This window comes from Pseudoalteromonas sp. ESRF-bin5 (assembly GCF_002632075.1).
GTDB lineage: Bacteria > Pseudomonadota > Gammaproteobacteria > Enterobacterales > Alteromonadaceae > Pseudoalteromonas > Pseudoalteromonas marina.
Map to the genome: position 1 here is coordinate 1 of NZ_NTLW01000148.1, position 23,156 is coordinate 23,156.

The 23,156-nt window shown below is 39.6% G+C and carries 22 protein-coding genes; 7 read left to right on the forward strand and 15 right to left on the reverse strand.

Annotated features, from left to right (window positions below):
• Nucleotides 1-237: 237 nt before the first annotated feature.
• The 4 genes from BCG07_RS08295 to ocd all read right to left on the reverse strand — a co-directional run bounded on the left by BCG07_RS08295 (nucleotide 238) and on the right by ocd (nucleotide 4,924).
• Nucleotides 238-1,281 carry a patatin-like phospholipase family protein gene (locus BCG07_RS08295; RefSeq protein ID WP_286889752.1) on the reverse strand — a complete coding sequence of 348 codons (1,044 nt, stop codon included), beginning with the start codon at nucleotides 1,279-1,281 and terminating at the stop codon, nucleotides 238-240.
• A 139-nt stretch (nucleotides 1,282-1,420) separates the two neighbouring features.
• Nucleotides 1,421-2,827: an alanine/glycine:cation symporter family protein gene (locus BCG07_RS08300; protein ID WP_006794782.1), complete on the reverse strand. Its 1,407-nt coding sequence runs from the start codon at nucleotides 2,825-2,827 to the stop codon at nucleotides 1,421-1,423.
• Between the two features lie 118 nt (nucleotides 2,828-2,945).
• Entirely contained in the window at nucleotides 2,946-3,857 is a 912-nt protein-coding gene (gene ctlX / locus BCG07_RS08305) for a citrulline utilization hydrolase CtlX (protein WP_286889754.1), read from the reverse strand.
• Nucleotides 3,854-4,924, reverse strand: a complete 1,071-nt coding sequence (gene ocd, locus BCG07_RS08310; protein ID WP_286889756.1) for an ornithine cyclodeaminase — start codon at nucleotides 4,922-4,924, stop codon at nucleotides 3,854-3,856. Before ocd ends, ctlX begins: the two co-directional genes overlap by 4 nt.
• Before the next feature lie 166 nt (nucleotides 4,925-5,090).
• On the opposite strand from ocd, the gene BCG07_RS08315 reads away from it, so the two are divergent.
• The 3 genes from BCG07_RS08315 (at nucleotide 5,091) to BCG07_RS08325 (ending at nucleotide 6,808) form a co-directional block, all read left to right on the forward strand.
• The gene (locus tag BCG07_RS08315) at nucleotides 5,091-5,522 is read left to right on the forward strand and encodes an Lrp/AsnC family transcriptional regulator (protein ID WP_058405337.1); all 432 of its coding nucleotides are present in this window, start codon (nucleotides 5,091-5,093) and stop codon (nucleotides 5,520-5,522) included.
• A gap of 381 nt (nucleotides 5,523-5,903) precedes the next feature.
• Nucleotides 5,904-6,257 (forward strand): hypothetical protein, encoded by a 354-nt coding sequence (locus BCG07_RS08320; protein WP_286889760.1) that lies wholly within the window; start codon nucleotides 5,904-5,906, stop codon nucleotides 6,255-6,257.
• A gap of 104 nt (nucleotides 6,258-6,361) precedes the next feature.
• The gene (locus tag BCG07_RS08325) at nucleotides 6,362-6,808 is read left to right on the forward strand and encodes a hypothetical protein (protein WP_286889762.1); all 447 of its coding nucleotides are present in this window, start codon (nucleotides 6,362-6,364) and stop codon (nucleotides 6,806-6,808) included.
• Between the two features lie 151 nt (nucleotides 6,809-6,959).
• Here BCG07_RS08325 and BCG07_RS08330 read toward each other — a convergent pair whose 3' ends face one another.
• Together BCG07_RS08330 and BCG07_RS08335 are read right to left on the reverse strand one after the other, a co-directional pair.
• Nucleotides 6,960-7,952: a patatin-like phospholipase family protein gene (locus tag BCG07_RS08330; protein ID WP_286889763.1), complete on the reverse strand. Its 993-nt coding sequence runs from the start codon at nucleotides 7,950-7,952 to the stop codon at nucleotides 6,960-6,962.
• Between the two features lie 329 nt (nucleotides 7,953-8,281).
• Nucleotides 8,282-9,025, reverse strand: coding sequence for a siderophore-interacting protein (locus tag BCG07_RS08335; RefSeq protein ID WP_286889765.1), 744 nt, complete (start codon nucleotides 9,023-9,025; stop codon nucleotides 8,282-8,284).
• Between the two features lie 122 nt (nucleotides 9,026-9,147).
• Between BCG07_RS08335 and BCG07_RS08340 the strand changes: the two genes are divergently transcribed.
• From BCG07_RS08340 to BCG07_RS08350, 3 genes are all read left to right on the forward strand, one after another.
• Nucleotides 9,148-9,567 carry a MarR family winged helix-turn-helix transcriptional regulator gene (locus BCG07_RS08340; protein ID WP_219422245.1) on the forward strand — a complete coding sequence of 140 codons (420 nt, stop codon included), beginning with the start codon at nucleotides 9,148-9,150 and terminating at the stop codon, nucleotides 9,565-9,567.
• An 83-nt stretch (nucleotides 9,568-9,650) separates the two neighbouring features.
• Nucleotides 9,651-10,064 carry a translesion error-prone DNA polymerase V autoproteolytic subunit gene (gene umuD, locus BCG07_RS08345; RefSeq protein WP_010556176.1) on the forward strand — a complete coding sequence of 138 codons (414 nt, stop codon included), beginning with the start codon at nucleotides 9,651-9,653 and terminating at the stop codon, nucleotides 10,062-10,064.
• The gene (locus tag BCG07_RS08350; RefSeq protein ID WP_286889769.1) at nucleotides 10,052-11,311 is read left to right on the forward strand and encodes a Y-family DNA polymerase; all 1,260 of its coding nucleotides are present in this window, start codon (nucleotides 10,052-10,054) and stop codon (nucleotides 11,309-11,311) included. Before umuD ends, BCG07_RS08350 begins: the two co-directional genes overlap by 13 nt.
• Before the next feature lie 15 nt (nucleotides 11,312-11,326).
• Here the strand turns inward: BCG07_RS08350 and BCG07_RS08355 are convergent, their stop codons facing one another.
• The 5 genes from BCG07_RS08355 to BCG07_RS08375 all read right to left on the reverse strand — a co-directional run bounded on the left by BCG07_RS08355 (nucleotide 11,327) and on the right by BCG07_RS08375 (nucleotide 13,286).
• Entirely contained in the window at nucleotides 11,327-11,782 is a 456-nt protein-coding gene (locus BCG07_RS08355) for a hypothetical protein (protein ID WP_286889770.1), read from the reverse strand.
• A gap of 226 nt (nucleotides 11,783-12,008) precedes the next feature.
• Entirely contained in the window at nucleotides 12,009-12,524 is a 516-nt protein-coding gene (locus tag BCG07_RS08360) for a DUF4240 domain-containing protein (protein WP_039037357.1), read from the reverse strand.
• Nucleotides 12,524-12,715, reverse strand: coding sequence for a YwbE family protein (locus tag BCG07_RS08365; protein WP_006793492.1), 192 nt, complete (start codon nucleotides 12,713-12,715; stop codon nucleotides 12,524-12,526). The genes BCG07_RS08360 and BCG07_RS08365 overlap by 1 nt, the downstream gene beginning before the upstream one ends.
• Before the next feature lie 68 nt (nucleotides 12,716-12,783).
• A complete protein-coding gene (locus tag BCG07_RS08370) occupies nucleotides 12,784-13,065 on the reverse strand; it encodes a hypothetical protein (protein ID WP_286889771.1) in 282 nt (93 codons plus the stop codon).
• 8 nt (nucleotides 13,066-13,073) lie between these two features.
• A complete protein-coding gene (locus BCG07_RS08375; protein ID WP_039037359.1) occupies nucleotides 13,074-13,286 on the reverse strand; it encodes a hypothetical protein in 213 nt (70 codons plus the stop codon).
• 101 nt (nucleotides 13,287-13,387) lie between these two features.
• Between BCG07_RS08375 and BCG07_RS08380 the strand changes: the two genes are divergently transcribed.
• Complete coding sequence (locus tag BCG07_RS08380) at nucleotides 13,388-14,191, forward strand: ion transporter (RefSeq protein WP_006793489.1); 804 nt, start codon at nucleotides 13,388-13,390, stop codon at nucleotides 14,189-14,191.
• Nucleotides 14,192-14,243: 52 nt separating this feature from the next.
• Here BCG07_RS08380 and BCG07_RS08385 read toward each other — a convergent pair whose 3' ends face one another.
• The 4 genes from BCG07_RS08385 to BCG07_RS08400 all read right to left on the reverse strand — a co-directional run.
• Nucleotides 14,244-15,359 (reverse strand): DUF748 domain-containing protein, encoded by a 1,116-nt coding sequence (locus BCG07_RS08385; RefSeq protein ID WP_286889772.1) that lies wholly within the window; start codon nucleotides 15,357-15,359, stop codon nucleotides 14,244-14,246.
• A 247-nt stretch (nucleotides 15,360-15,606) separates the two neighbouring features.
• On the reverse strand, nucleotides 15,607-16,746 hold the full coding sequence (gene asd / locus BCG07_RS08390) for an aspartate-semialdehyde dehydrogenase (RefSeq protein ID WP_008131752.1): 1,140 nt from the start codon (nucleotides 16,744-16,746) through the stop codon (nucleotides 15,607-15,609).
• A gap of 203 nt (nucleotides 16,747-16,949) precedes the next feature.
• A complete protein-coding gene (locus BCG07_RS08395) occupies nucleotides 16,950-19,649 on the reverse strand; it encodes a TonB-dependent receptor domain-containing protein (RefSeq protein ID WP_286889773.1) in 2,700 nt (899 codons plus the stop codon).
• Nucleotides 19,650-19,712: 63 nt separating this feature from the next.
• Nucleotides 19,713-23,156 (reverse strand): beta-helix domain-containing protein (locus BCG07_RS08400; RefSeq protein WP_286889774.1); only part of this gene is annotated, 3,444 nt, incomplete at its 5' end.

The window sequence follows — 23,156 nt, forward strand, 5'->3', positions numbered from 1 at the left end:
GTTGTCAGTTGTCAGTTGTCAGTTGTCAGTTGTCAGTTGTCAGTTGTCAGTTGTCAGTTGTCAGTTGTCAGTTGTCAGTTGTCAGTTGTCAGTTGTCAGTTGTCAGTTGTCAGTTGTCAGTTGTCAGTTGTCAGTTGTCAGTTGTCAGTTGTCAGTTGTCAGTTGTCAGTTGTCAGTTGTCAGTTGTCAGTTGTCAGTTGTCAGTTGTCAGTTGTCAGTTGTCAGTAACATGAAAAATTAGAACCGTTTAAAGTCAAACTTAGCCGTATCTAAATCTTTATCAAAAGCCTCAGCCAATTTTTCAGTTTCACTAAACACAGTATTCCAATATTTTATACGCGTGTCGGCATCAAGATCGGTAAAGTCGTTTCTGTCTGGGATTTTTCCGTAAGGTAAGCCGGCTACAAATTCTTTTGATGGGGTGATCATTACCACGTTGTCGTAATTTTGTGGTGCTACTTTTCGTTTTAAGTTTTTATCAAACCACCCTGCTTTTGGGTCGCTGTTAAAATGCGGATATAAAATTAAGCCAGGGTTATTAATTTTTACATCAAAGTGGTAATCAATTATTCCGCCATCGCGATACATACCTTGTGGCGAGCCTGCAATATTTTTTATACCTTGCATAACAAGCGGTATAGAGCCGGATGCAAGTAAGGCATCTTTTAAATTTGTTTGGTTAAGTGCTATGTTTTGCGTTTTAAAATTATAACTGTCGGTTATTGATAAATTGCTGTTTGGCGCGCCAAAAATAAATCGCTCGTACTGCGAGCCTAATAATTTTCGGTTTACGCGGTTTAGCATGTAACTTTTTGATAAACCTAAAAGCTGAATTAATTTATTTTCGCTGGCTATAAAGCCATTAGATTTAGCGACTATAAAATGTGCTTTAAATACGGGGTTATTTATTATTTCGGTAACGCCATTATCGCCAAATACATCTTCAAGTAATGCGCGGGCTTTAATTGTAATTTCGGCTGGTGTTGGTTTATTACTTGAATAACGCGTTTGCGAATACGATTTTGCTAAACGTTCAATGGCGGCAACCGGGTCGTTTTGTGCAAAACACGCAGAGCGAAATGCGCCGGCAGATGAGCCAATTAAATTAAGCGGTTGGGTTCGGTTTTTAAAAAATTCACCAAAAATATATTTGTCTAATCCAAATAAAGTAAACCATTTAGGCCCACCACTTGCGCCTAAAAATGAAGTAAACAGTTCAGGCCTAAAGCCTTGCTCGTTTATTATTTTTGCTGCGTTCTTCCCTGCTACAATGTCGATCATGTCTGTATTTTTACCTTTTATATATGTATTTTAAACTCTTTAACGCGCTACAAATGTGAATAGTTATGCAAAACTAAAAAGCGGTTTTATGCTGCCATAAAACCGCTATTTGTAGTTAAAGTTAGCTAAAATACATGAATTAATCCCAAATACCGTCTTCGCATTTCCCCTGAACTTTTACATCTTTTACTTTAAATTCGGGCTCTATACCTTTGTCTCTTTGCGTGTGGTAATCGTGCGTTACCGACAAAATAGTAGGTGTTAACAGTATGATAGCGATTACGTTAACGACTGTCATTAACCCTAACGCAATATCGGCTAAATCCCATACTTCTTTTAATGTGGCCGATGCGCCCCACAACATCATTGATAAATATAGTAATGTGTAAATACCACGCCCTACTTTGTTATCAAGCTTAAATAGATGTAAGTTACTTTCAGCGTAGGCGTAGTTAGCTACCACCGAAGTAAAGGCAAATAACGTAATGGCTGCAGCTACAAAGTACACGCCACCTTGCGCCAAATGCGCAGTCATAGCGCTTTGTGTTAAACGTATGCCTTCCATTTCGCCGCTTATGTCTATATCAGCTAATAAAATAACGACGGCTGTACAACTACACAGTACGATTGTATCGAAAAACACACCAAGCATTTGTATGTAGCCCTGTGTTACAGGGTGATTAGGAATAGGGCTAGCACTTGCACTGGCATGCGGAACACTTCCTGCGCCCGCTTCGTTAGAATATAAACCGCGTTGAATACCATTTTTAATTGCAGCCCCCATCGCGCCTGCGCCCGCTTCTTGTAATCCAAAGGCTGACAAAAATATATCTTTAAGCATGGCCGGTACTTGAGTAAAGTTTATAACGGTAATAATAACGGCGGCTAATACAAAAATAATGCCCATAATGGGCACTACGCGCTCTGCAAACCGGGCAATGGCTTTAAAGCCGCCTAATATAATTGAGCCTGCAAGGACTGTAATAACAATACCGGAGTAAAACGTGGGTACTTCAAATGCGTAGTTTAGGGCATCAGTAATTGTATTGGTTTGCATTGCGCTAAAAGTAAACCCGTACCCCAAAAATAAGCACGCGGCAAATACAATTGCAAAGGCACGGCTTCCCAACCCTTGTTGAATGTAATACGCAGGGCCACCTCTAAATTCGCCGTTACTATCGCGAATTTTATACACTTGGCCTAATATACTTTCTGCAAATCCGGTTGCCATGCCCAATATAGCAATGACCCACATCCAAAATATTGCACCACTGCCACCAAGCGATATAGCGACTGCAACACCGGCTAAATTACCCGTACCTACCCGAGCACAAAGCCCTGTACACAATGCCTGAAATGACGAAATATCGTTTTTATTACATTTACTGCTGCCTTTTAATAGGCTAAACATATGCTTAAATTTAACTATTTGAATTGCTTTTAAACGCACAGAAAACCATACGCCGGTGAAAAGTAAAATATAAATGAGTACCTGACCTTCTCCCCACAAAAGGTTATTCACACTTTTTACTACCGTATCGAACATTGCGGATTCCTTATTATATTTTTATAGTTATGCGCTTTAACATAGGCATTTTAAAATGTACTGGCAACGCTTAATATTTTATTCGTACTAAAGGCAACCATGTTGCCTTTAGCTTTTCTTATTTACTTTGTAAATGTACCCCTGCAATCATACATCTTACTGAACCACCAGCAGATTCAATGGTAGGTATGGGCAAAGGCACCAGTTTAGCCGTTTTTTGTATTGCAATTATTTGCTCGGCTGTAAGCGCATTATAGGCGGTTTGTGACAGCGCTAAAATTCGGCCATTTTTACCCTGTAATTCAATTGCATTCCCGCAAAAGTTATTTATTTGCTTAACCGACAAATCAATTACTTCGTGATGGCTTTGTAAAAAATGCCCTACCAGCTCACTGCGTTGGTCTTCAGGCACCATATTTAAGCCAATCATTACAAATTTGCTGGCCACACACATTAGTACATTAGTGTGATACACCGCTATACCTTGCTCGTCAGTTGCGTTAAACACAACCGGCTTAAACGAAAGTAAATTACACACTGTATTAACGACCGACCTTGTTGTGCGTTTGGATTCTACCGCGTAGGCAAGTTTATATTGGTGATCGAGCACTAGTGATCCGGTACCTTCCAAAAATGAATTTTCTTTCGCTAAATGCGCATAATCAGTCACTACCGCCACTTTATAGTGATCCGTTAAAAAATCAATTATATCTTTACGATATTCTAATCTTCTGTTTTCAACAAACATTGGGTAAATAATTAATTGCCCATTTTGATGGGTAGAAAACCAGTTGTTTGGAAAAACCGAGTCGGGTGTGTATGTTTGCTCATCTTCAAATAAATGAACGGTTACACCTTCGCTTTGTAGTAACTCAACCGCGTGGGTCACCTCTTTAAATGCTTGCTCGCTTTCATTTTTTGCTGCACATTCGCTTTGAAATGCATTGTCGAGCATGGTTTGTGGATTAGAAGTAAAGTGATGCGGACGCACCATTACAACTGCGCTCGGTGCTTGTTGTATTAGGCTCATGCTGCGCTCTCTTTATCTATACGCGGTACTTCAAGAACTGAAAATAAGTTACGCGGGTCGCCCTGCTGGGTGATCAAGTCGAGTATTTCGTATTCTCCTGATTTAATAAGTTGCTCGCGAATATACACTAACGCGGTAAAATCTTCGCTTGCAAAACCGACACCATCAAAAATAGTAAGCTCTTTTTCGCTTGTACGACCAAGGTTTTGTTTATTAATGACTTTATGAAACTCGGTTACAGCAAAGCACCTGCTCATTTGTTGAATTTCGCCCTCGATTCTGGTTTGTGGTTCGTACTCTACAAATACAGTAGCGCGTTCGAGTAAAGCAGAATCAAGCTCGGTTTTGCCTGGGCAGTCGCCACCAATCGCATTAATATGAACGCCTTCTGGGATCATATCGTTTGTTAAAATGGTTGCGTTTGTTTTATCGGCCGTGCAAGTGGTAATTATGTGCGCGCCCTTTATTGCCTCTTCAACACTTTCACATATAGTCACGTTTAAACCTTTAGTGCTTAAGTTATTAAACGCTTTTAGAGAAGCAGCTTCGTCTATATCGTATAAACGAATGTGTGTAATACCCAATACCGCTTTAAACGCTAAAGCCTGAAACTCAGACTGAGCTCCATTACCTATAAGGGTTAAGGTGGTTGAGTTTTTTGGTGCTAAATAAGTAGCCACCAGCGCTGATGTTGCAGCAGTGCGTAGTGCGGTTAATAGGCACATTTCGCTAATCATTATCGGATAGCCGCTATCAACATCTGACAAAATACCAAATGCTGCCACTGTTTGAAGCTCTTTAAAGGTATTTTTTGGGTGACCATTTACGTATTTGCAGCTAAACATTTTGCCATCGCTTACCGGCATAAGCTCTATTACACCGTCGGTAGAATGTGCTGCATAACGCGGCGATTTATCAAATTCGTGCCAACGAGCAAAGTCGTGTTTTAGTTTGTTAGTTAGGCTAACTAATACATTTTCTATTCCTAATGTGTTTATTAGCTTGGCCATAGCTTGAACACTTACAAATGGAACACCGTGTTTTGGCTGTGCTATAAAATGACTCATGACTACCTCTGTAATAACAATATGAACTAATTAAAATAAGTTTATCGACTACAGATGCCACTTAAAATGCTAATACTTTATACAAATAATGGTATTTTTTAGCAATTTGCTAGGCATAAATATAAATTTTTAGTATTTTGTATAAAAATTAGTTAAAGGTAAGCGTATGCTCCCTTATATTTATGACTCATTAGATAACGCCCTAATAGCCGAATTAAGAAAAGACGGCCGTGCATCTATTTCTGCTTTAGCTGATATATTAAATGTGTCACGCGGGACAGTACAAAACCGCTTGGACCGGTTAGTTTCATCGGGCGCTATATTAGGATTTACTGTGCGGGTGCACGAACACATAGAAACCGAAGCCGTAAGAGCAATAATGATGGTGGAAGTAGTGGGAAAATCGACTTCACAGGTAATTAAAACCATGCGTGGAATCCCCGAGCTCACTAAGTTACATACCACCAACGGCGCTTGGGATTTAGTAGCAGAAATACAAGCCGGAAACTTAAGTGATTTTGATGGCGTACTGAGGCAAGTACGCGAGATAGATGGCATTTTAAATAGCGAAACCAGTATATTATTGTCATCTACTTAAGCATTAATGTTAACACGTGAATATTGATATCGCCTTGCTCATGTCTGTTCTTACAGTTTAAGTAATTAGATTTAGACCTCATTTAACAGACAGCTATTAGCAAGAAGTAGTTAGTCAAAAATCTTAATGTCTGAAGTCAAGATTTGACCCTAGGCTCTCTTAATGTCTGAAGTCAAGATTTGACCCTAGGCTCTCGAAGTCAAGATTTGACCCTAGGCTCTCAGTCGCTCGTTTTATAATGAGAAGAAAAGCGAGCACGGATGAATTTTAATAACACTGGCAATTAGTTGACAAGTTTGTTAAAAATAAACCAATAAGAAAACGAGCTACGCTGTGGTAGAAATACGCGCGATTAGCTCGCTATAAACATGTTAAGTGCCTATGAAGTTTCGTGTCACATTATTGATTGCTACAGTCTGCTTATTTTGGACATGTATACATACGCCCGGTGGATCTTTAGATTACGAACTAGTAATCAAACCTTACCCATCTCCTTTATTGAGTGTGGGCGGTGGTGAAGAAGGCAGTTATAAACGCAGAATGCAGAAAGGTGAATTTCCAAATTGGTTAGCTAATAATAACTATAAAGTTATTGCTCATGGTAGCCTTGAGTCAAAAGCTCAACATTGGGAATATGTCAGGTTGTCTGTGTTTCTATTTGTTGTAGTGGGTTGGATAACCGTATTTATATCTGTCTTTAAGAGTGTGCTCAAGGCACTTAACAAGGCAAATTAAAAAGGGCGGACAAAAACCAGCTGGCTTTGTTCGTGTCTCACAAATTATAGCCAACTAATTTTTGCCGTTTATTTGCGGCGTCATTTGTAAATGGAAGTTCATAAGTGAATTCAGATTTCGATAAATATATTTCTAACCTAGTAGCCAACAAAGAAAAAATTCCTCATCAGCTTTTTGAATTCGCTGCTAACCCAGAACGTTATGAGTTAAACCATCCAGGATCACTTCACGATACTTGGGTTACTTCTTTAACTATTGCTGAAAATCGAAACAAACAACGCCCTTTTAATGCTTCATTATCCATTACTTTAAACTTGCTGGGGCAACACCATGATCGAGACATTGTATTAATTTACAACAATGTTAAATCCTATGAATTAATCGGTCATATCAATGAGTTTAATTACAATGACACTTTTCATGGTGATGTGTTAACTCACGAAATATCGTTGGAAAACTTGCATTATCAACATATTATCGAGTTACGCTCTGGCTCTAAATTCAAAGTTATATTTACAGAGTTTAAAGTAACGGAGTGCGTTTACACATAACGAAAAGCTAATGGGGTCAAATCTTGACTTCATACATTAAAAACCTTCAATGTTTTCTCGCAGCACATATATGACTATCAGATTTAGCTAAGACTTATTCAGCTAAACAACCGTAATTCTTTACGGTTGTTTCTAAACTATTTTTTTACAGCTACATAGCGTAGCTGTGTGCGTAATCTACAATGCGTGCATTTTGGCTTTTTAAGTATTCACGGCCTGCTTTTACACCAAGCTTATGATCTTTACGTAAATCGTCGTTTGTACTGCCTAACAATTTGCTGTGCAGTGTTTCATCTGCAAAAATCTGTATAATTTCTACATCACTAGGCGGGTTTGTCATAAAGTTTAGCTCGTCTAGGTAAGCTTGTTCATGCTGAATTAGGTAGTCGAGCGTTTTTGGGCAGTAACCTGCTGCAGTTGCAAGCGATCTAAGCTTTTGAACCCATGCCGATTGCGCTTGAAAATCAGCGTCTACCGTTCTTATAACCACAATCTTACGCGCGCCACGGTTGTACGCTTCGCGGACTGGTAATGGTGCAGCTAGTCCACCGTCAAGAAAAAAGTCTTCTTGAGGTTCGGTAATTGTATTTGTTTCGTTAGCGGCTTGTGCATTTAGCCAAGGTGTTAATTTAACACCTTGTTTGTACAAAAAGGGTAATGCGCTTGACGCTTTTAATAGCTCGCGCCATTGATGCTCTTCACCCGTTGGTGATAGGTAATACGCTTTTCTGTCACGTGCGTTTGTAGCAGTAATAAGTAACTCACGTTCACCTAATGATGTTTTGGCTGTTTTAAAGTCAATTGCTCTATTTACTTCTTTGGTTTTATCAAAGTACCAGTCTAAATCAACAATGTGTTTGCCCATTAAGCCTCGACCTAGCTGAAAAAAACGTTTATTACGAGACAGCCCTCTAATCAGGCGTTTAGCGTAACCTTTTTGACGAGCTAAATAGCTTGTTAAGTTTTGTGAACCTGCCGATGTGCCAATAAATAAATCAAATGGGTCGTAGTTTTGTTCTAACCACGCATCAAGTACACCTGCGGTGAAAATCCCTCGCTGTCCGCCACCTTCAGCAATTAACGCAACCTTAGGCTGTGCTATTTTAGTTACTGAAGAAGCTGTTGCGCTGTTTAGAGAGTTCACGGGGTACCTGCCTTTAATTTAATAATGTTTGTTTCAATAAATACATTTTATAGAATTAAAGTAATGCCTTAAAATTGATTGTTTAAATCAGTTTGATTGATAAAACAGAACGATAAACCATCTATTAATACACTTAACTAATAGTTACTAATGCGTTTTGTTTTATTTTAAATGTTTAGGCATCACATCAATTAATTTAAATTGTAAATTACTGATTGATGCCACTACTTTAACAAGCCTTAGGTGTACGCTTGCTTAACTAAAATAAAAATGAGTGTTAACGAGTGTATTTAATAACTAAGTAACCTATTTTACTTAGCTATAAAAAACTAAGCCGTTTGTGTATTAGCTTGGCGCTCTAACTTATAGTTTTCTGAGTTTAAGCCTTTTTTCCAATAACCTGATGACACGATATTAGTACGCGGTACAGCAAGCTTACTAGTTAATAGCGTTTTCAGCTCACGTACTAAGCCTGCTTCAAGTGCCATAAATATAATAGGTGGCTGTTCATGTTGCTGTAGTGTGCTTAAGGCATTAGCCATCTCAATCTCTGGCGTTGTAGTTATTAACCAATTGACCTGGCGCGTTGAGTCTAAGCTGATTATATCCGCATCAGTTGGGGCGTGAATAAACGCGTCAATTTTGGCGTTTATTGGCAATTGCTTAACGTAGCCTTTTATAGCGTTTACCGAGGTTAAATCGCCTAGTAACACATAATGTGAGTGCTGGTAATTTTCAAGCTTTTTAGGACCAGGGCCTGCAATAGCTAGTTCATCACCTACTTTGGCAACTTTTGCCCAATTAGTCGCAGGGCCTTGGTGCATATTAATAACAAAATCGAGCGTAATTGCACCATTGCTTTTATTTACATTTTGTATTGTGTACGAACGCATACACGCCGTTTTTAAATTGAAGTCGGCCACACCGTTTTTTGGAATAAGCACTTTTACATAACTGCCAATGTGATCAGAGGTTAAATCTGTAAACTCGTCAGAACCTAAAACTATACGTTGTAAATGTGGGGTTATTTGCTTTGTGCTTAATACTGTTACTTTGCGTATTTTTTTTGTCATATAAATTAACCTCATTGATTAAAAATTACTGCTTTATAAAGCAGATGTTGCACAACGCCCCATTGGTTGATAAAATCAACTATAGCAATTTAATTGACATTGTCAACCATTATGGATTTATTATGTATACCTCATTAGCCAATACATTATTTACTTTAATGCAAAATTATCGCGTTACCATACGCGAAGCGATTAATGCGAGCGAGCTTGGATTAAACGCAATGCACGTACGCTGCTTTCATATCATTGCAACCACAACTCAGTGCACAGCAAACGATATTGTGAATCAAACTCAGCGCGATAAAGCCCAAATAGCACGGTTAGTGAAAGAACTACTTGCGTTAAATTTGATTAATAAAACGGCCAGTGAACACGACAAGCGTTGTTTTATTTTGTCATTTACCTCTGAAGGTCGTACGCTTTATGACAAGCTATTAACTGCCGAACAGCAAGTAAATGCACAAATGTGTAAAAATTTAAACTCACAGCAAATCAATGACTTTTTACACACGGCACAGCAAATGATCAAAAACATGGATTGATCTGCCATTCATTACTTGGCATAACGAATATAAAACACATATACTGTACACTTATACAGTATATGTGTTTTGGTTGTTTATTTATGTTTGTTATTCCTATTTATATAGAAGCAGGTATTTGCGGGTTTGAATCTCCTGCAGCACAATACACTGAGCTTGGCGTTTCCCTTGATGAGCTATTAATAAAGCACCCTGATGCCACATTTATTGGTATTGCGTCGGGTAGCTCTATGCAAGAAGTAGGGATTTTTGAGGGTGATTTACTCGTAGTAGACCGAGCAGAGCACGCTAAAGATGGCGATGTAATTGTGGCTAATTTAAATGGCTTATTTGTGTGTAAGCTACTTGATAAAACAAACGCTCGATTACTATCGGCTTCGCCTTTATATCAACCCGTTAATATTACGCCTAGCGATGAATTTCAGCTTGAAGGCGTAGTCAGTTTGTCAATTCGTATGCATCGCCAAAGCCCTGAGTTACTTTCATGTATGCCTTAGTCGATGCCGTGGCGTTTTATGCCAGCGCCGAGAAAGTATTTGATCCCGCCATTCGTTCAAAACCTGTGGTTGTGCTCACTAATAACGACGGCTGCGTATGTGCGGTATGCCCTATTGCGCGACGTTTAAATATTCCTAAATTTGGCCCTTATTTTAAAGTTAAGCAGTTATTAGAACAAAACAATGTGGTTGTACGCTCTAGTAACTATGAACTATACGCTAATTTAAGCGACCGAATGATGAGTGTGATTGGCCGCTTTTGTGACACCCAGCATATTTACAGTATTGATGAATCGTTTTTGCACTTTAGCGGCTACGAAAACGTTGTAAAAGATTGGCATACTTACGGGCACCTTATTAGACGAACCGTATGGCGAGAAACAAAACTCCCCGTTGGCGTGGGGTTTGGGCCAACGCCTACACTTGCAAAAGCGGCAAATCATGCAGCTAAAAAATTAACAGGCTTTGACGGTGTTGCTGTCATAAATGACGAAGCAAGCCGGCGAGCTATTTTACAGCGCATGGACTGCCAAGATGTATGGGGAATTGGCAAGCGCTTAGCTAAAAAGCTAAAAATAATGAACATAAATACCGCATGGCAGCTTGCCCAACAAAACCCAAAAACTATGCGCCGCGCTTTTAGTGTGGTGGTAGAGCGCACAGTAAGCGAGCTTAATGGCTTAGTATGTTTAAACTGGGATGATGTACGCCAAGATAAACGCGAAATTTACTCAACTCGCAGCTTTGGAGAGCGTATTTATGAACCAACCGCTCTTAAAACTGCTTTAATTAACCATGTCACTATTGTGGGCAAAAAACTAAGAGCCCAAAAGTCGCTAACAAAGCAATTATATATTTTTGCATCTAGCTCATCTCATGAAGATGTATTTTATAAAAAGTCTTATATGTATCAGTTTAGCATGCCAACAAACGATACTTGCGTTATGGCCAATGCGGTGTCTGAGGTGTTTGAAAAAATTTACCAACCTGGCGTGCGGTTTTATAAATGTGGTGTAGGTGCACTAGAGCTTACCGCTGTGCAATTTCAGCAAAGTGACTTATTTGCACCACAACAAGATAACCCAAAGTTAATGGGCTGTTTAGATGCTATTAATACCCGATACGGCAAGGGTATGTTGGGCTTAGCAAGTAGTAAATTAAACGATCGCTGGCATATGAACAGAGATTTTTTATCGCCTCAGTACACAACCCGCTGGCGAGATATACCAAAAATAAAATGCGATTAGCTAATAGTTGATATATTACTGGATAGCTTTTTTAAACTTGCACTCAACACTTGCTGAGCTTAATGTGTAAGTAAGCATGTCGTTAGGTAAAAAACGAATGCTTTGTCGAATTGTTTTTTCGTTTATAGGATCATCACAACGGCTCATTCGTAAGCCATTATCAAGCCCATCACTTTTATATTTTAACGAACTAGTAATAAAGCAAAAGTTTGGCTTTTGTATAGTTTGAGTTCCGTTATGTAATGAGCCAAACACAATTTGTTCACCCAGCTTAAACCCCTCACTTGGGTTACTTGCATTAATTAAACTCAAGTCACTGTTTACGCATAACCCTGAATTAGCAGAAACCACCTTATATGTACCAAGTTTTGATTTTAAAAGGGGTATAAAGCGTGCCTTATTGCTTGGCTCAGCGGCTACGTGGACGCTGACCAAAACAAACATGAATAAAGTCAATTTGATGTGTTTCATTAAGTAAACGTATCCTTATGCGTTAATTATTTTTTTAGTTCGTATACTAAATGGCTTAACTTTATTACATAGCTAAATATAACAGAGATTTACTACTAGAAGACAAGGCTATATAAAAGAAAAAACTAAATTAAGGCATGTAGTTATTAATCACATTTTGAGATACGTTATCGAACAATAAAACGATTTAAAATAATGCGCTAAATTAAGCGCATTACTATAAGATTTACTGCCAATATTTTGAGAATAATTGTGGGTAGGCTTGTTTTAAAAATTTTGCTTTGTCTTTAAAGCGTTTACCTGCGGGTTGATCGCCTGATGGCACGAAGGGTAATTCATCCTCATTGCGCTCTTCATATAATAAGCCGGCGATGAGGTCATACTCGTCAATGTATGGGTAAGGCTGTTCATTTAAGTGATAAACAGGTGTACATAATGCAATGGAGTCGGCATTAACGAGCGCGTTATCAAACACAGTTTTACCGCGTGAAATAAGCCAACATCTAAACTCACTAAAACCATATTCGTCATTGCAGCCTGCCATAACAAATGCAGCGCCAAATAAATCCCATGTAAAACATTTACGCATATTTATGCCAAAAAACTTATCAAATGCAATAAGTTGCTGATCGTCTAAATTGCTTAGGTTTGCTTTAAGGTGGTCGCTTACACTTTGCGGATCAAGGCCTAAGTCGGGTGTAGTCACTAATTCCCAAAAAGCCTGCTCTGATAACGCTGCCATTATAAAATCTCTTTTACTCGGCCAACTTGGCCATCTTCTAATCTCACTTTAATACCATGCGGGTGGTTTGGTGATTTAGTTAATAAACGCTCTACCACGCCTTCGGTTAATGTACCGCTTCGTTGATCTTCTTTTAAAACAATATTAACTACAGTGCCTGGTGATATTTGCGAACGAGAAGGAACAGCCATTATTTAAACCCTAAATATAATTTTTTTAATTATAACGCCCAACTGCAGGCAAACCAACAAAACCCATTTTAATTGGCAAAAAACACGATATGTGTCGGTTTTATCGTCAATTTAATACCCGCTAGTTGATTAATAATTATAGATTTAAGGTGTTCAAACTCAGAATCAGCGTTATTAAGCGCTATAGTATCTTCAAAATAGCAGTTAACTTTTAAAGTGTTAGCTTCGTTATTTAAATCAACAGTGTGGGTAAGGTATGAAAAATCGGTCACTGAGTCTTTTATAGACTCACAGGCTTTAGTCAGCGCTGCGCGTATTTGTTTGTCTCGTTGTTTTTGTGTTTTAGTCATGAGGAGGATTATTTACTTTTTTCTGCTTGTTGTTTTTTAAATTCTTCGTAATTTGAGTCTTGCTCTTTAAGGCACTCATAATATTCTTTATCAGCTTTGTAATTACATTCGTTAAGGCGGGCTGATTGCAATTGTTCAAAGCGTGCGTCAGAACTACACCCGGCTAAAATAGGTAATCCGATTATAAATGCAGCACACACTTTTAATTTATTAATAACCATTAAATTTCCTTACACTATTGCGTTTAAAAAGACGTTAAATTGTGCCGAATATATTGTATATTAGCGCCATAAAAATCTTCGTATTTACAGGACCACTTATTATGATGTCGCAGTTACAAGCTTTGTTTCAGCGTATAGACAAAAGCAAGATATTTCAATCATTTGTTATAGCTGTCATTATTGTTTCTGCCCTTACTGTAGGCGCTCATACCTATAGTCTTCATCCTACGGTTGAGCTTGCACTTAACTGGATGGATATTGGCATAACCGCATTCTTTTTAATTGAGCTGATTATTCGCTTTGTTGCAAGCAAAGGTATAAAAGACTTCTTTTCGAAGGGCTGGAATATATTCGACACCATTATTGTATTGGGTAGTTTATACCCCGCTGCGGGCTCTACAATGCTAATAGCGCGTTTACTACGTATATTTAGAGTGCTCAGGTTAGTGTCGATGATTCCTGAACTTAGACTACTCGTTAACTCCTTGCTTAAAGCAATCCCTCAAATGGGCTACATAGCTCTGCTTATGTTTGTTATTTTTTATATTTACGCCGCTATGGGCAGTATGATGTTTGCTGACATTAACCCCGTGCTTTGGCAAGATGTGTCTATTTCAATGCTAACGCTATTTAGAATAGCGACCTTTGAAGATTGGACCGACATAATGTACGAAACAATGGCGGTGTATGAGCTAAGCTGGATTTACTACCTGACCTTTATATTTTTAACCGCCTTTGTATTTTTAAATATGATGGTTGGCGCAATTTTAGAAGTAATGGGTGAAGAACACCGAAATGCACGAGAAGAACAGGCCGATAACGACTCGCTTCCTGCAACACAAGGACAAGTTAACGAATTACAAGCGCAAATAGCAGAGTTAAAAACATTGCTGAGTAAAAAGTAACAGTTTAAGCCTCACAAAATATGTTTGTGGGGCTTAAAACTCAAATAGCCTGTTACTCATCTGATGTATTTTCTACTGTTTCAAACGAGATGACGTCGTCCACTTCCATTTTAAACGCCTCTAAAAACGCATTTTTTAATACTGATACCACTGCCTGAAACGTAGATATATCGGTGTTGTTTAATGTGCCGTCGATCGGTATACGCGCAGCAACTAACTCAGATTCATCATTTTCAAGTAATTCGCTGAGTATATCTATGCTGCCTTCAAAAATAGCAGTGAACAGTCCGTCGTCGTCTTTTTCTATATCTTCACGCCACGAAAAAACACTCAAGTTATAAACACCGGCCTTTGCATAGCCGTTTAAAACATTGTCTTTTGCAGCAAGCTCCATTGCCCCATCAATGCCTCCTGCTTCAATGTCAAACGGGGTGTACACTTTAAAAACCGTTTCTAGGTGTTTAACCGAAAAACGTTGAACCTCTACATTAAAGTCAAAGTTTGCTTTTTCACTAAATGGGTCTAATTGACCTTTAAGAGACAATGCAGCTTCGCCCATTAAATCCCCTTCTACGTTTAACGAAGTCACTAACGTTTTTGTGAGGTTTTTAGCATTGGTTATGTTATTAATATTTGCATTAATATTTGAGATATAGGTAGGTTTATCACCCTCGCTGGTGGCATTAACTAACGAAACTTTACCGTTATGAATACTTAAAGTGTCAATTGAAAAAGGGACTAAATTATTAGCAAGCCCTATCCAGGTTGTTTCGTTTTTAACTTGTTTATTTTGCTCCGTTTTATTAGGGGCTTTGTCGTAAACCACAATTTGAGGATGCGTAAATTGCATATTTGTCACTAAATTCCCTTTCAGTAGTGCTGACCATGAAAGCGAAAAATTGAGTGTTGCAACGCTAAGTAGTGGTTTAGCCGCTAAATTATCCTCTTTTGCATAAATTTTTATGCCGTCAATAGCATACGCACCGCGGTACAAATATAAATCAACGTCACCTACGTGGCCTGTTATTCCCTGCGTGTCTTTAATTTGTTGATTAACATAATATTGAATAACATGGGGCGCACCAACACGGAATATTAATAAAAGCACAATGATTAAAACAAAACCAGTAAACCATTTAGCTCGAGTAACCTTTGAAATTAACGCCATATAACCATCCTTATTTGTGTAATTATGAGCATGACAATGTGTAAAAACTACACAAAAATAAGCACAACTGCGCTGTTAAGTACTTAAATTACTGGGTGCACGCAAAATACTATTTTAACTTTTGCAATGGCTATGCCACACAGGAGGTTATTTAAAAGCCACAAAAGAGTGTAAAAGGAAGGAATAAAAACTAAAAAGGGTTAGCACTATGCTAACCCTATAAAATAAACAAATTAAAAAACTAAAATTACTCAGCGTCTACAATAATGCGAAGCATACGACGAAGTGGCTCTGCTGCACCCCATAAAAGCTGATCGCCCACTGTGAATGCGCTAATATATTTAGGTCCCATAGCAAGCTTACGAATACGTCCCACTGGGATACTTAGCGTGCCTGTTACTTTAACCGGCGTTAAATCGGTGGATGTAATATCACGCTCATTTGGGATAACCTTAACCCACTCGTTGTGCGAAGCTAATATTTCTTCTATTTTCTCTACGCTTATATCTTCGCGTAATTTAATAGTCATTGCTTGGCTATGACAACGCATTGCGCCAATACGAACACATAAACCATCAATAGGTACAGGCTGCTGAGTAGAGCCTAAAATTTTGTTAGCTTCAACTTGTGCTTTCCATTCTTCCTTTGATTGTCCACTTGGCATAGGCACGTCAATCCATGGGATCAAGCTACCTGCTAATGGCACGCCAAATTGATCTTGTGGTAAATCGCTTGAAGCCATTTTTTCACTGACTATTTTATCAATTTCTAAAATAGCTGAACTTGGGTTATCGAGTTGCTGAGCAACACTTGAATGAATAGCGCCCATTTGTGAAATCAGCTCTTTCATATTGCGTGCACCCGCACCCGAGGCTGCTTGATAAGTCATAGGGCTTACCCATTCAATAAGGTCTTTCTCAAACAAACCACCTAAAGCGAGTAGCATTAACGACACAGTACAGTTACCGCCAACAAAGGTTTTAACGCCTTGCTCTAAACCTTGAGTAATGACATCTTTATTTACAGGGTCAAGCACAATAATGCTGTCATCACTCATACGAAGTGCAGAAGCTGCATCAATCCAGTAACCATCCCACCCCGATTCACGAAGTTTTGGGTAAACCGCTTTGGTGTAATCGCCCCCTTGACACGTAACAATAATATCCATTTTTGAAAGTTCAGATACATCGCTTGCATCAAGTAGCGGTTTTGCATCACCCGCTAAATCAGGACCAAGTTGTCCGGCTTGTGAGGTAGTAAAAAAAGTGGTGTCTATATTGGCAAAATCATTTTGTTTTTCCATACGCTCTAATAACACAGAGCCAACCATGCCACGCCAACCGACCAAACCTACTTTTTTCATTGTTTTATCCACTGTTTTGTTCATAAAAGATGCCTTAATACATTAAAAATTAAATTCATTGCGTGAGATTCAATTTTCAAGTTAACAAACTAACACTGCTAGACGGCTAAAACTAGTTAATAAAACAGAACTTAAAAATTTTTCATGCGAAATTAAGGTATAAAAAAAGCCCTGTATTTAATACAGGGCTTATAGCGCGAATGTACAAGGTTTAACGCAAGCTAAAATTAAAATTCATAACTATAGCTTAAGCTAAACTCGGTGCCTGTTTCTTGGCCCCAAAGGGTTAACCCTTCTTGCTCTATTTGTTTTTCTTGGCCTAGAATATTCTTCACTTTAAAATTAACTTTAGAGTTAAAGTTAGGAAAGTAAGAATAAACTAAATCAAGTGAGTGAAATGACTTTTCTTCAGCATCTTCATTCCCACGCGTACCTGGTACGATAATTCGCGGCCCAAACACATTGTAAATAACCGATGTTGAATGAAAACCGTCATCTGAATCGTAACCCATTTGTAAGTTAGCAACCCATTCAGAGTGGCCTACTAAACGGCGTTTGTTGTTAGTAACAATATTTGAAACGGTATCGGCTTCGAGTGCTTCTTTAAGTTGCGTTTCAAATAATGAATCAACATTATCTGAGTCATTTATACCTAAATTGACGCTCGAATCAGATAGCGTTACGTTACCCGACAAAAATGCAGACGACCAATCTTTATTAATAAAACCAAAGTCAGTTAAAAAATCTACCTCAATACCCGATAGCTTACCCGACTGCGCATTAGCCGTAAGTAATTGCGGAGACGCACCACCTACACCTGCAAGTTCAACCATTTCAATTGGGTTTTCTATGTCCTTGTAAAACAATGCAACTGACAGGTTATTACCTGTTGCCATGTACCACTCAAACCTAAAATCAATATTCGTTAGCTCAGAGCTTTGCAAGCTAGGCGAACCACGAACCAAAAATTCAGTCAGCGGGTCAACAAAGAACGAGGTACTTACATCACGTAAGTCTGGGCGAATAGTGGTTTCACTCACGTTTAAGCGAAACTGCATTTCTTCATCCATGATGTACGTAACAGCAAGTGATGGAAAAAAAGTATCTTCGTTAATGACAACATCTTGAATTTCTTCAAGCGTGTTTTCGAATAAGTTTGAATGTGCCTGATAACCAATTGATACTTGTTTGAAATCTTCCCAGCGAACACCGCCAGTAATACGCCATGTATTTTCAAAAAAGTAGTCAGCCATAAAGTAATAGGCATCTAACTTATGCGCTGCGCTGTATTTGTCACCGTCAGTTGTGCCATCATCAAAAATACCTGAACCCGTAGCACTTGTGTAAAACGCGTCGTTTGATGTGTTTGCATCAGCAAAAATATCGCTAATGTTATTACCAAACGTAAACTCATCGCTTATACCACGGTGCGTTATGCCAAATTTAACATTGCTTGCATCACGTTTTTTTTCTGAAAAGTCACCGCCAATTTTAAGTTCGAGCTCGTAGCCGTCCCCATAAAAAGGTAACCCCATGTTCCAACCAAATGTTTCTACGTCATCGTGAAGTACCTGGTATTCACGCGTAATATTAGTTGCTGCAACATCTTGAAGCTGCTCTGACTCAAATACACCGTCGTTATAGTTTTGTTGAAAAACAACATCTAAACCACCTGGTGCGTTACGGTTAGCTCTACTTAAGCCACCATACCAATCAAAGAATAAATTATTTAGCTCTGGAAAGTTATGCGTGCCTTTAAGCTGAGAAGAAAACATTTCACGTTCTTCGTAGCTAATATCAACACGGCGAAGCTCAGTAACACCCTCTTCGGTTTCATTGGCATCATAATAGTTACGATTACGAACCCGATCGCTCATATCGTGTAATGCAATGTTAGTCAGCTCAAATCGATGGTTTGAGTTAAACTCATAGCCAAGGTTTAACGTTCCGCTCCAGCGAACATTTTGTTCAGTCGATGTACCATCGTAATATTGTGCAAAACATTTGTTCTCACAACCCAAACTACCTAGGCTTGAACCACTTTGTTCTTGAACAACTTCCCATTCGTTGTCATAAGAAACAGCCGCAAGCACACCAAAGGTACCTATTTCGCTTTCTAGTCTGTCGCCCACGGCAACAGAAAAGCTCATAGCTGGGTCAACATCTTCCTTGCTAATGCCTACATTCCAATCAAGCGATTGAATAAGTTTTTTACGCTCTTCAAGCGTAGAATTAATATTGCCTTCAAGGCCTGCGTCGCTGGTAAGTGCGGTAGTAAATACATTAGATAGCGCACGTGTGCCATCATCACGGCCCATCCAGTCATCATCACCGCCTTCGTAAAAGTAGCCAGAATCACTATTTGACGTGTTATACGATGAGCCTACTTGTACTTTAAATAAAAAGTCAGACGGAATAGACTTGGTACGAATGTTTACATTACCACCACCAAAATGCGCAGGCATATCTGGTGAAAATGATTTTTGTACACTTAAGCTTTCGATTATTTCAGATGGAAATAAATCGAGTGGCACAACCGAGCGAGTAGGATCGGGGCTTGGTACATACATGCTATTTAATTGTGTACTTGAGTAACGCTCACCTAAACCACGCACATATATAAATTTACCATCAACTAAGGTTAAGCCTGTAACACGGCGAAGAGCCGATGCAGCATCACCATCGCCGGTGCGTGAAATTTGGTCGGCACCCATAATATCAGCAACAAACGCCTGATTTTGGCGTTCTTGCAGTACTGCACCTGCGCTCCCTTTGAGTCGTTGCCCTACTGCAACCACTTCTTCTATTTCTTGCTCTTGAATGTCGGCTTCTGCAGCAGCAGTATTTACCGACCAACCAAATAGTGCAGCCAGAACGGCGCAATTTAATGTTGATAAGGCAAGTTTAGAGGGTTTATAAGAATTCATTTTTATACTCCGAAACAAAACAAGACATTAGCCGGGCTTTCGCCCGGCCTAAAGCGTTTAAGGTTAAAGACCTACTTTTACCCAACCCGCTGTCCAGTCTGTTTGTGCATCCATTGCACCAATGTAATCTACTGTATCAAAGTAGCTATCTAGGCTAGAAGAATCAAAACCTGCACCGAGTAGTAATGATTCACTTGAAGGCATGTAACCGTTACTCGCTAGTGCAAGGCTTGCAGCTGTTTGAACTGAGTTACCAGCTTGACCTAAGAACCAAGACTCAACATTGCCATCACCAATTGCTTGAGTACCAAAGTTGTTAGTTGTTTCACACGCAACCACTGAGTGAGTGATAGTAAGTGAACCGTCTTCGGCACGTGGTGCTGAATCAGAACCTACACGTAAACAGTTTGCGTAATCTGCGCCACCCGTTACCACTACGTTTTTAAGTATGCCCGCAGTACCTGCACGTAAGCGAATACCGTTTACGCCTGCGTCACCAATAATGGTTACATTAGAGATAGTAGGCATAGTAAGCGGTGATGCATCTGAATCAAATTCAGAGTTATCAGCTTCAATCGCGTTATCGCCCTCAGAGCCTGATTGTTTAATAAGTACGTATTGCGCTTTACCCGTCCAACCAAATGACCAATCTAAAGAGTCGTCACCAATATTTGTAAGCACTAAGTGGCTGATGTTTGCTGTGCCACCGAAAAACTCTACGCCGTCATCTAGGTTTTCATGAACGTGGATGTAATCTAGCTCTGTTTGGCTACCTACACCAGCAAGTGATATACCGTTAAGTTCATCACCATTACCTAAAGTTTTGCCGGCTTGTTTTACAGCAACATACTTTAATGTACCTGAGTTATCTTCTGGGTCATTACCACCAAATTGGCCAGCATCACCTTCAGCAGATACACCACAGTTTGCAAGTTCATCAGCGGTTGCTTCACCTTCTTGGTCGCCACATGAGTTAGCCGGTGCATTACCTAATAATACTAAGCCGCCCCATTGGCCAATCGTTGTTTCGCCACCCGTTACATCTTGAATAGACGTCATGGTGATTGGCTGAGTTGCTGTGCCTACGGCCTCAATTTTTGAACCACGACGAACAACTAAAAAGTCATCACCCGATTCACCAATTAATGTTGTACCAAACTGAACATACAATGTTGTGTTATCTGCTCGGTCATTACCAACAGCTGTACGTCCTTTTAAAATCCAATGTGCATCATTTGTTAGTGTTACATCAGCTGTGAATACCACATCTGAATTTAACTGATAAACAGGCTTATCGGTAATAGCTGGGAAACTTGCAGACACATCTGTTGCTAGCCCTTGCTCTAATGCGTTTTGGATATCAGTTGGGAAGCTAGGTTTAATAGCAACGGTCCAGCCTTCCATCCAATTATTATCACCGTCAAACGCACCAATGTAATCGGTTTTAGTGAAGAACGAATCAAGGCCAGAGGTATCAACACCTGCACCTAGTAAAGGTGAACTTGACTTAGGTGTATATCCATCAGTTGCTAAGCTTAGGTTTGCAGCCGTGAGTGTTTGGTTGCCTGTTTGGCCTTCAAACCACGATTGAACGTTACCACCAGCAATCGCTTCGCTACCGAAGTTATTATCTTCATTACAGGCTACTACTGAGTTTTCAATAGAAAGCTCACCCGATTCTGCATTAGCTACCGAGTCCGAACCTACACGTAAACAGTTTGAATACCCATCTGGGCCAGTGATAACAACATTACGAAGCACACCCGCTGTACCTGCACGTAAACGAACACCGTTAGTACCATCTGCACCTACAATAGTTACGTTAGAAATAAGTGGCTTAGTCAATGGCGTTGCATTTGAATCAAATTCAGAGTTATCAGCTTCAATGGCATTATCGCCTTCAACAGCACTTTGTTGAATGTAGATATTTTGTGCACGACCTGTCCAACCAAACGACCAGTCAAATGCGTCATCGCCAATATCAGTCAGTACAATGTTACGTACGTTTACTGTACCACCAAAAAACTCTACACCGTCGTCTAGGTTTTGGTGAACCTGGATATATTCAACCTTAGTTTGTGAACCTACACCAGCAAACGAAATACCGTTTAGTTCATCGCCATTACCCAGTGTTTTACCAGCATGTTTTACAACAATGTAACGAAGAACACCTGAGTTATCATCGCTGATATCACCACCAAACTGACCTGCATCACCTTCTGCCGATACACCACAGTTAGCCAGTTCTTCTGGTGTAGTCTCACCTTGTTGGTCGCCACAAGAGTTAGCAGGAGCATTACCTAGTAATACTAAACCACCCCATTGGCCAATATTTGTTTCGCCACCCGTTACATCTTGAATAGATGTCATAGTAATAGGTGCTGTTGCATTACCATTAGCGTTAATTTGTGAACCACGGCGAACAACTAAGAAATCGTCACCAGTTTCACCGATAAGCGTAGTGCCCGCTTGAACGTAAAGTGTGGTTGCATCTGCGCGATCGTTACCAACCGCAGTACGGCCATTTAAAATCCAATGTGCATCGTTTGTAAGCGTTACATCGGCTGTAAATGTTGTATCTTGTGTTAAACGGTAAACAGGCTTATCGGTAATTTGTGGAAATTCACTTGATACATTAGTCGCTAAACCTTGATCCAACGCATTTGAAATATCGGTTGGAAAGCCACCATTAATACCTACTGTCCAACCTTCCATCCAGTTAGTTGTACCATTAAATGCACCAATTTGCCCATTGGCAATAAGCGGTGAACCCGTCAGTGGTGTGTAACCATTATCAGCAAGCATTAAATCTGCTGGAGTTAGCGTTTGGTTGCCGTCTTGAGCTTCAAACCATGATTTAACATCGCCGCCATTAATCGCTTCACTACCAAAGTTGTTAGCTGTTGTTTGACATGCAACAACTGAATTAGTGATAGTTAATGTACCGTCTTCTGCGCGTGGCACAGAGTCTGAACCCACACGTAAACAATTTTCATAAGTAGCTGGACCCGTTACGAATACATTACTTAATGCGCCCGCAGTGCCTGCACGTAAACGAATACCGTTGTTACCTTCAGCACCTACAATTGTTACGTTTGAAACGGTTGGCATTGTAAGTGGTGTTGCACTTGAATCAAACTCAGAGTTATCTGCTTCAATCGCATTATCACCCACGTTTGCAGCTTGTTGAATGTATACGTTAGTTGCAGAGCCTGTCCAACCGAACGACCAGTCAAGTGAATCATCGCCAATGCTGGTTAATACAACATTGCTTACATCAACTGTACCACCGAAAAACTCGATACCGTCATCAAGGTTTTCGTGTACTTGAATGTAATCAACAGTTGTTGCAGAACCTACACCGGCAAACGAAATACCGTTTAGCTCATCGCCATTACCCAGAGTTTTACCTGCTTGCTTAACGATTAAATACTTTAATGTACCTGAGTTATCATCTGCAACATCGCCACCAAACTGGCCGGCGTCACCTTCAGCAGATACACCACA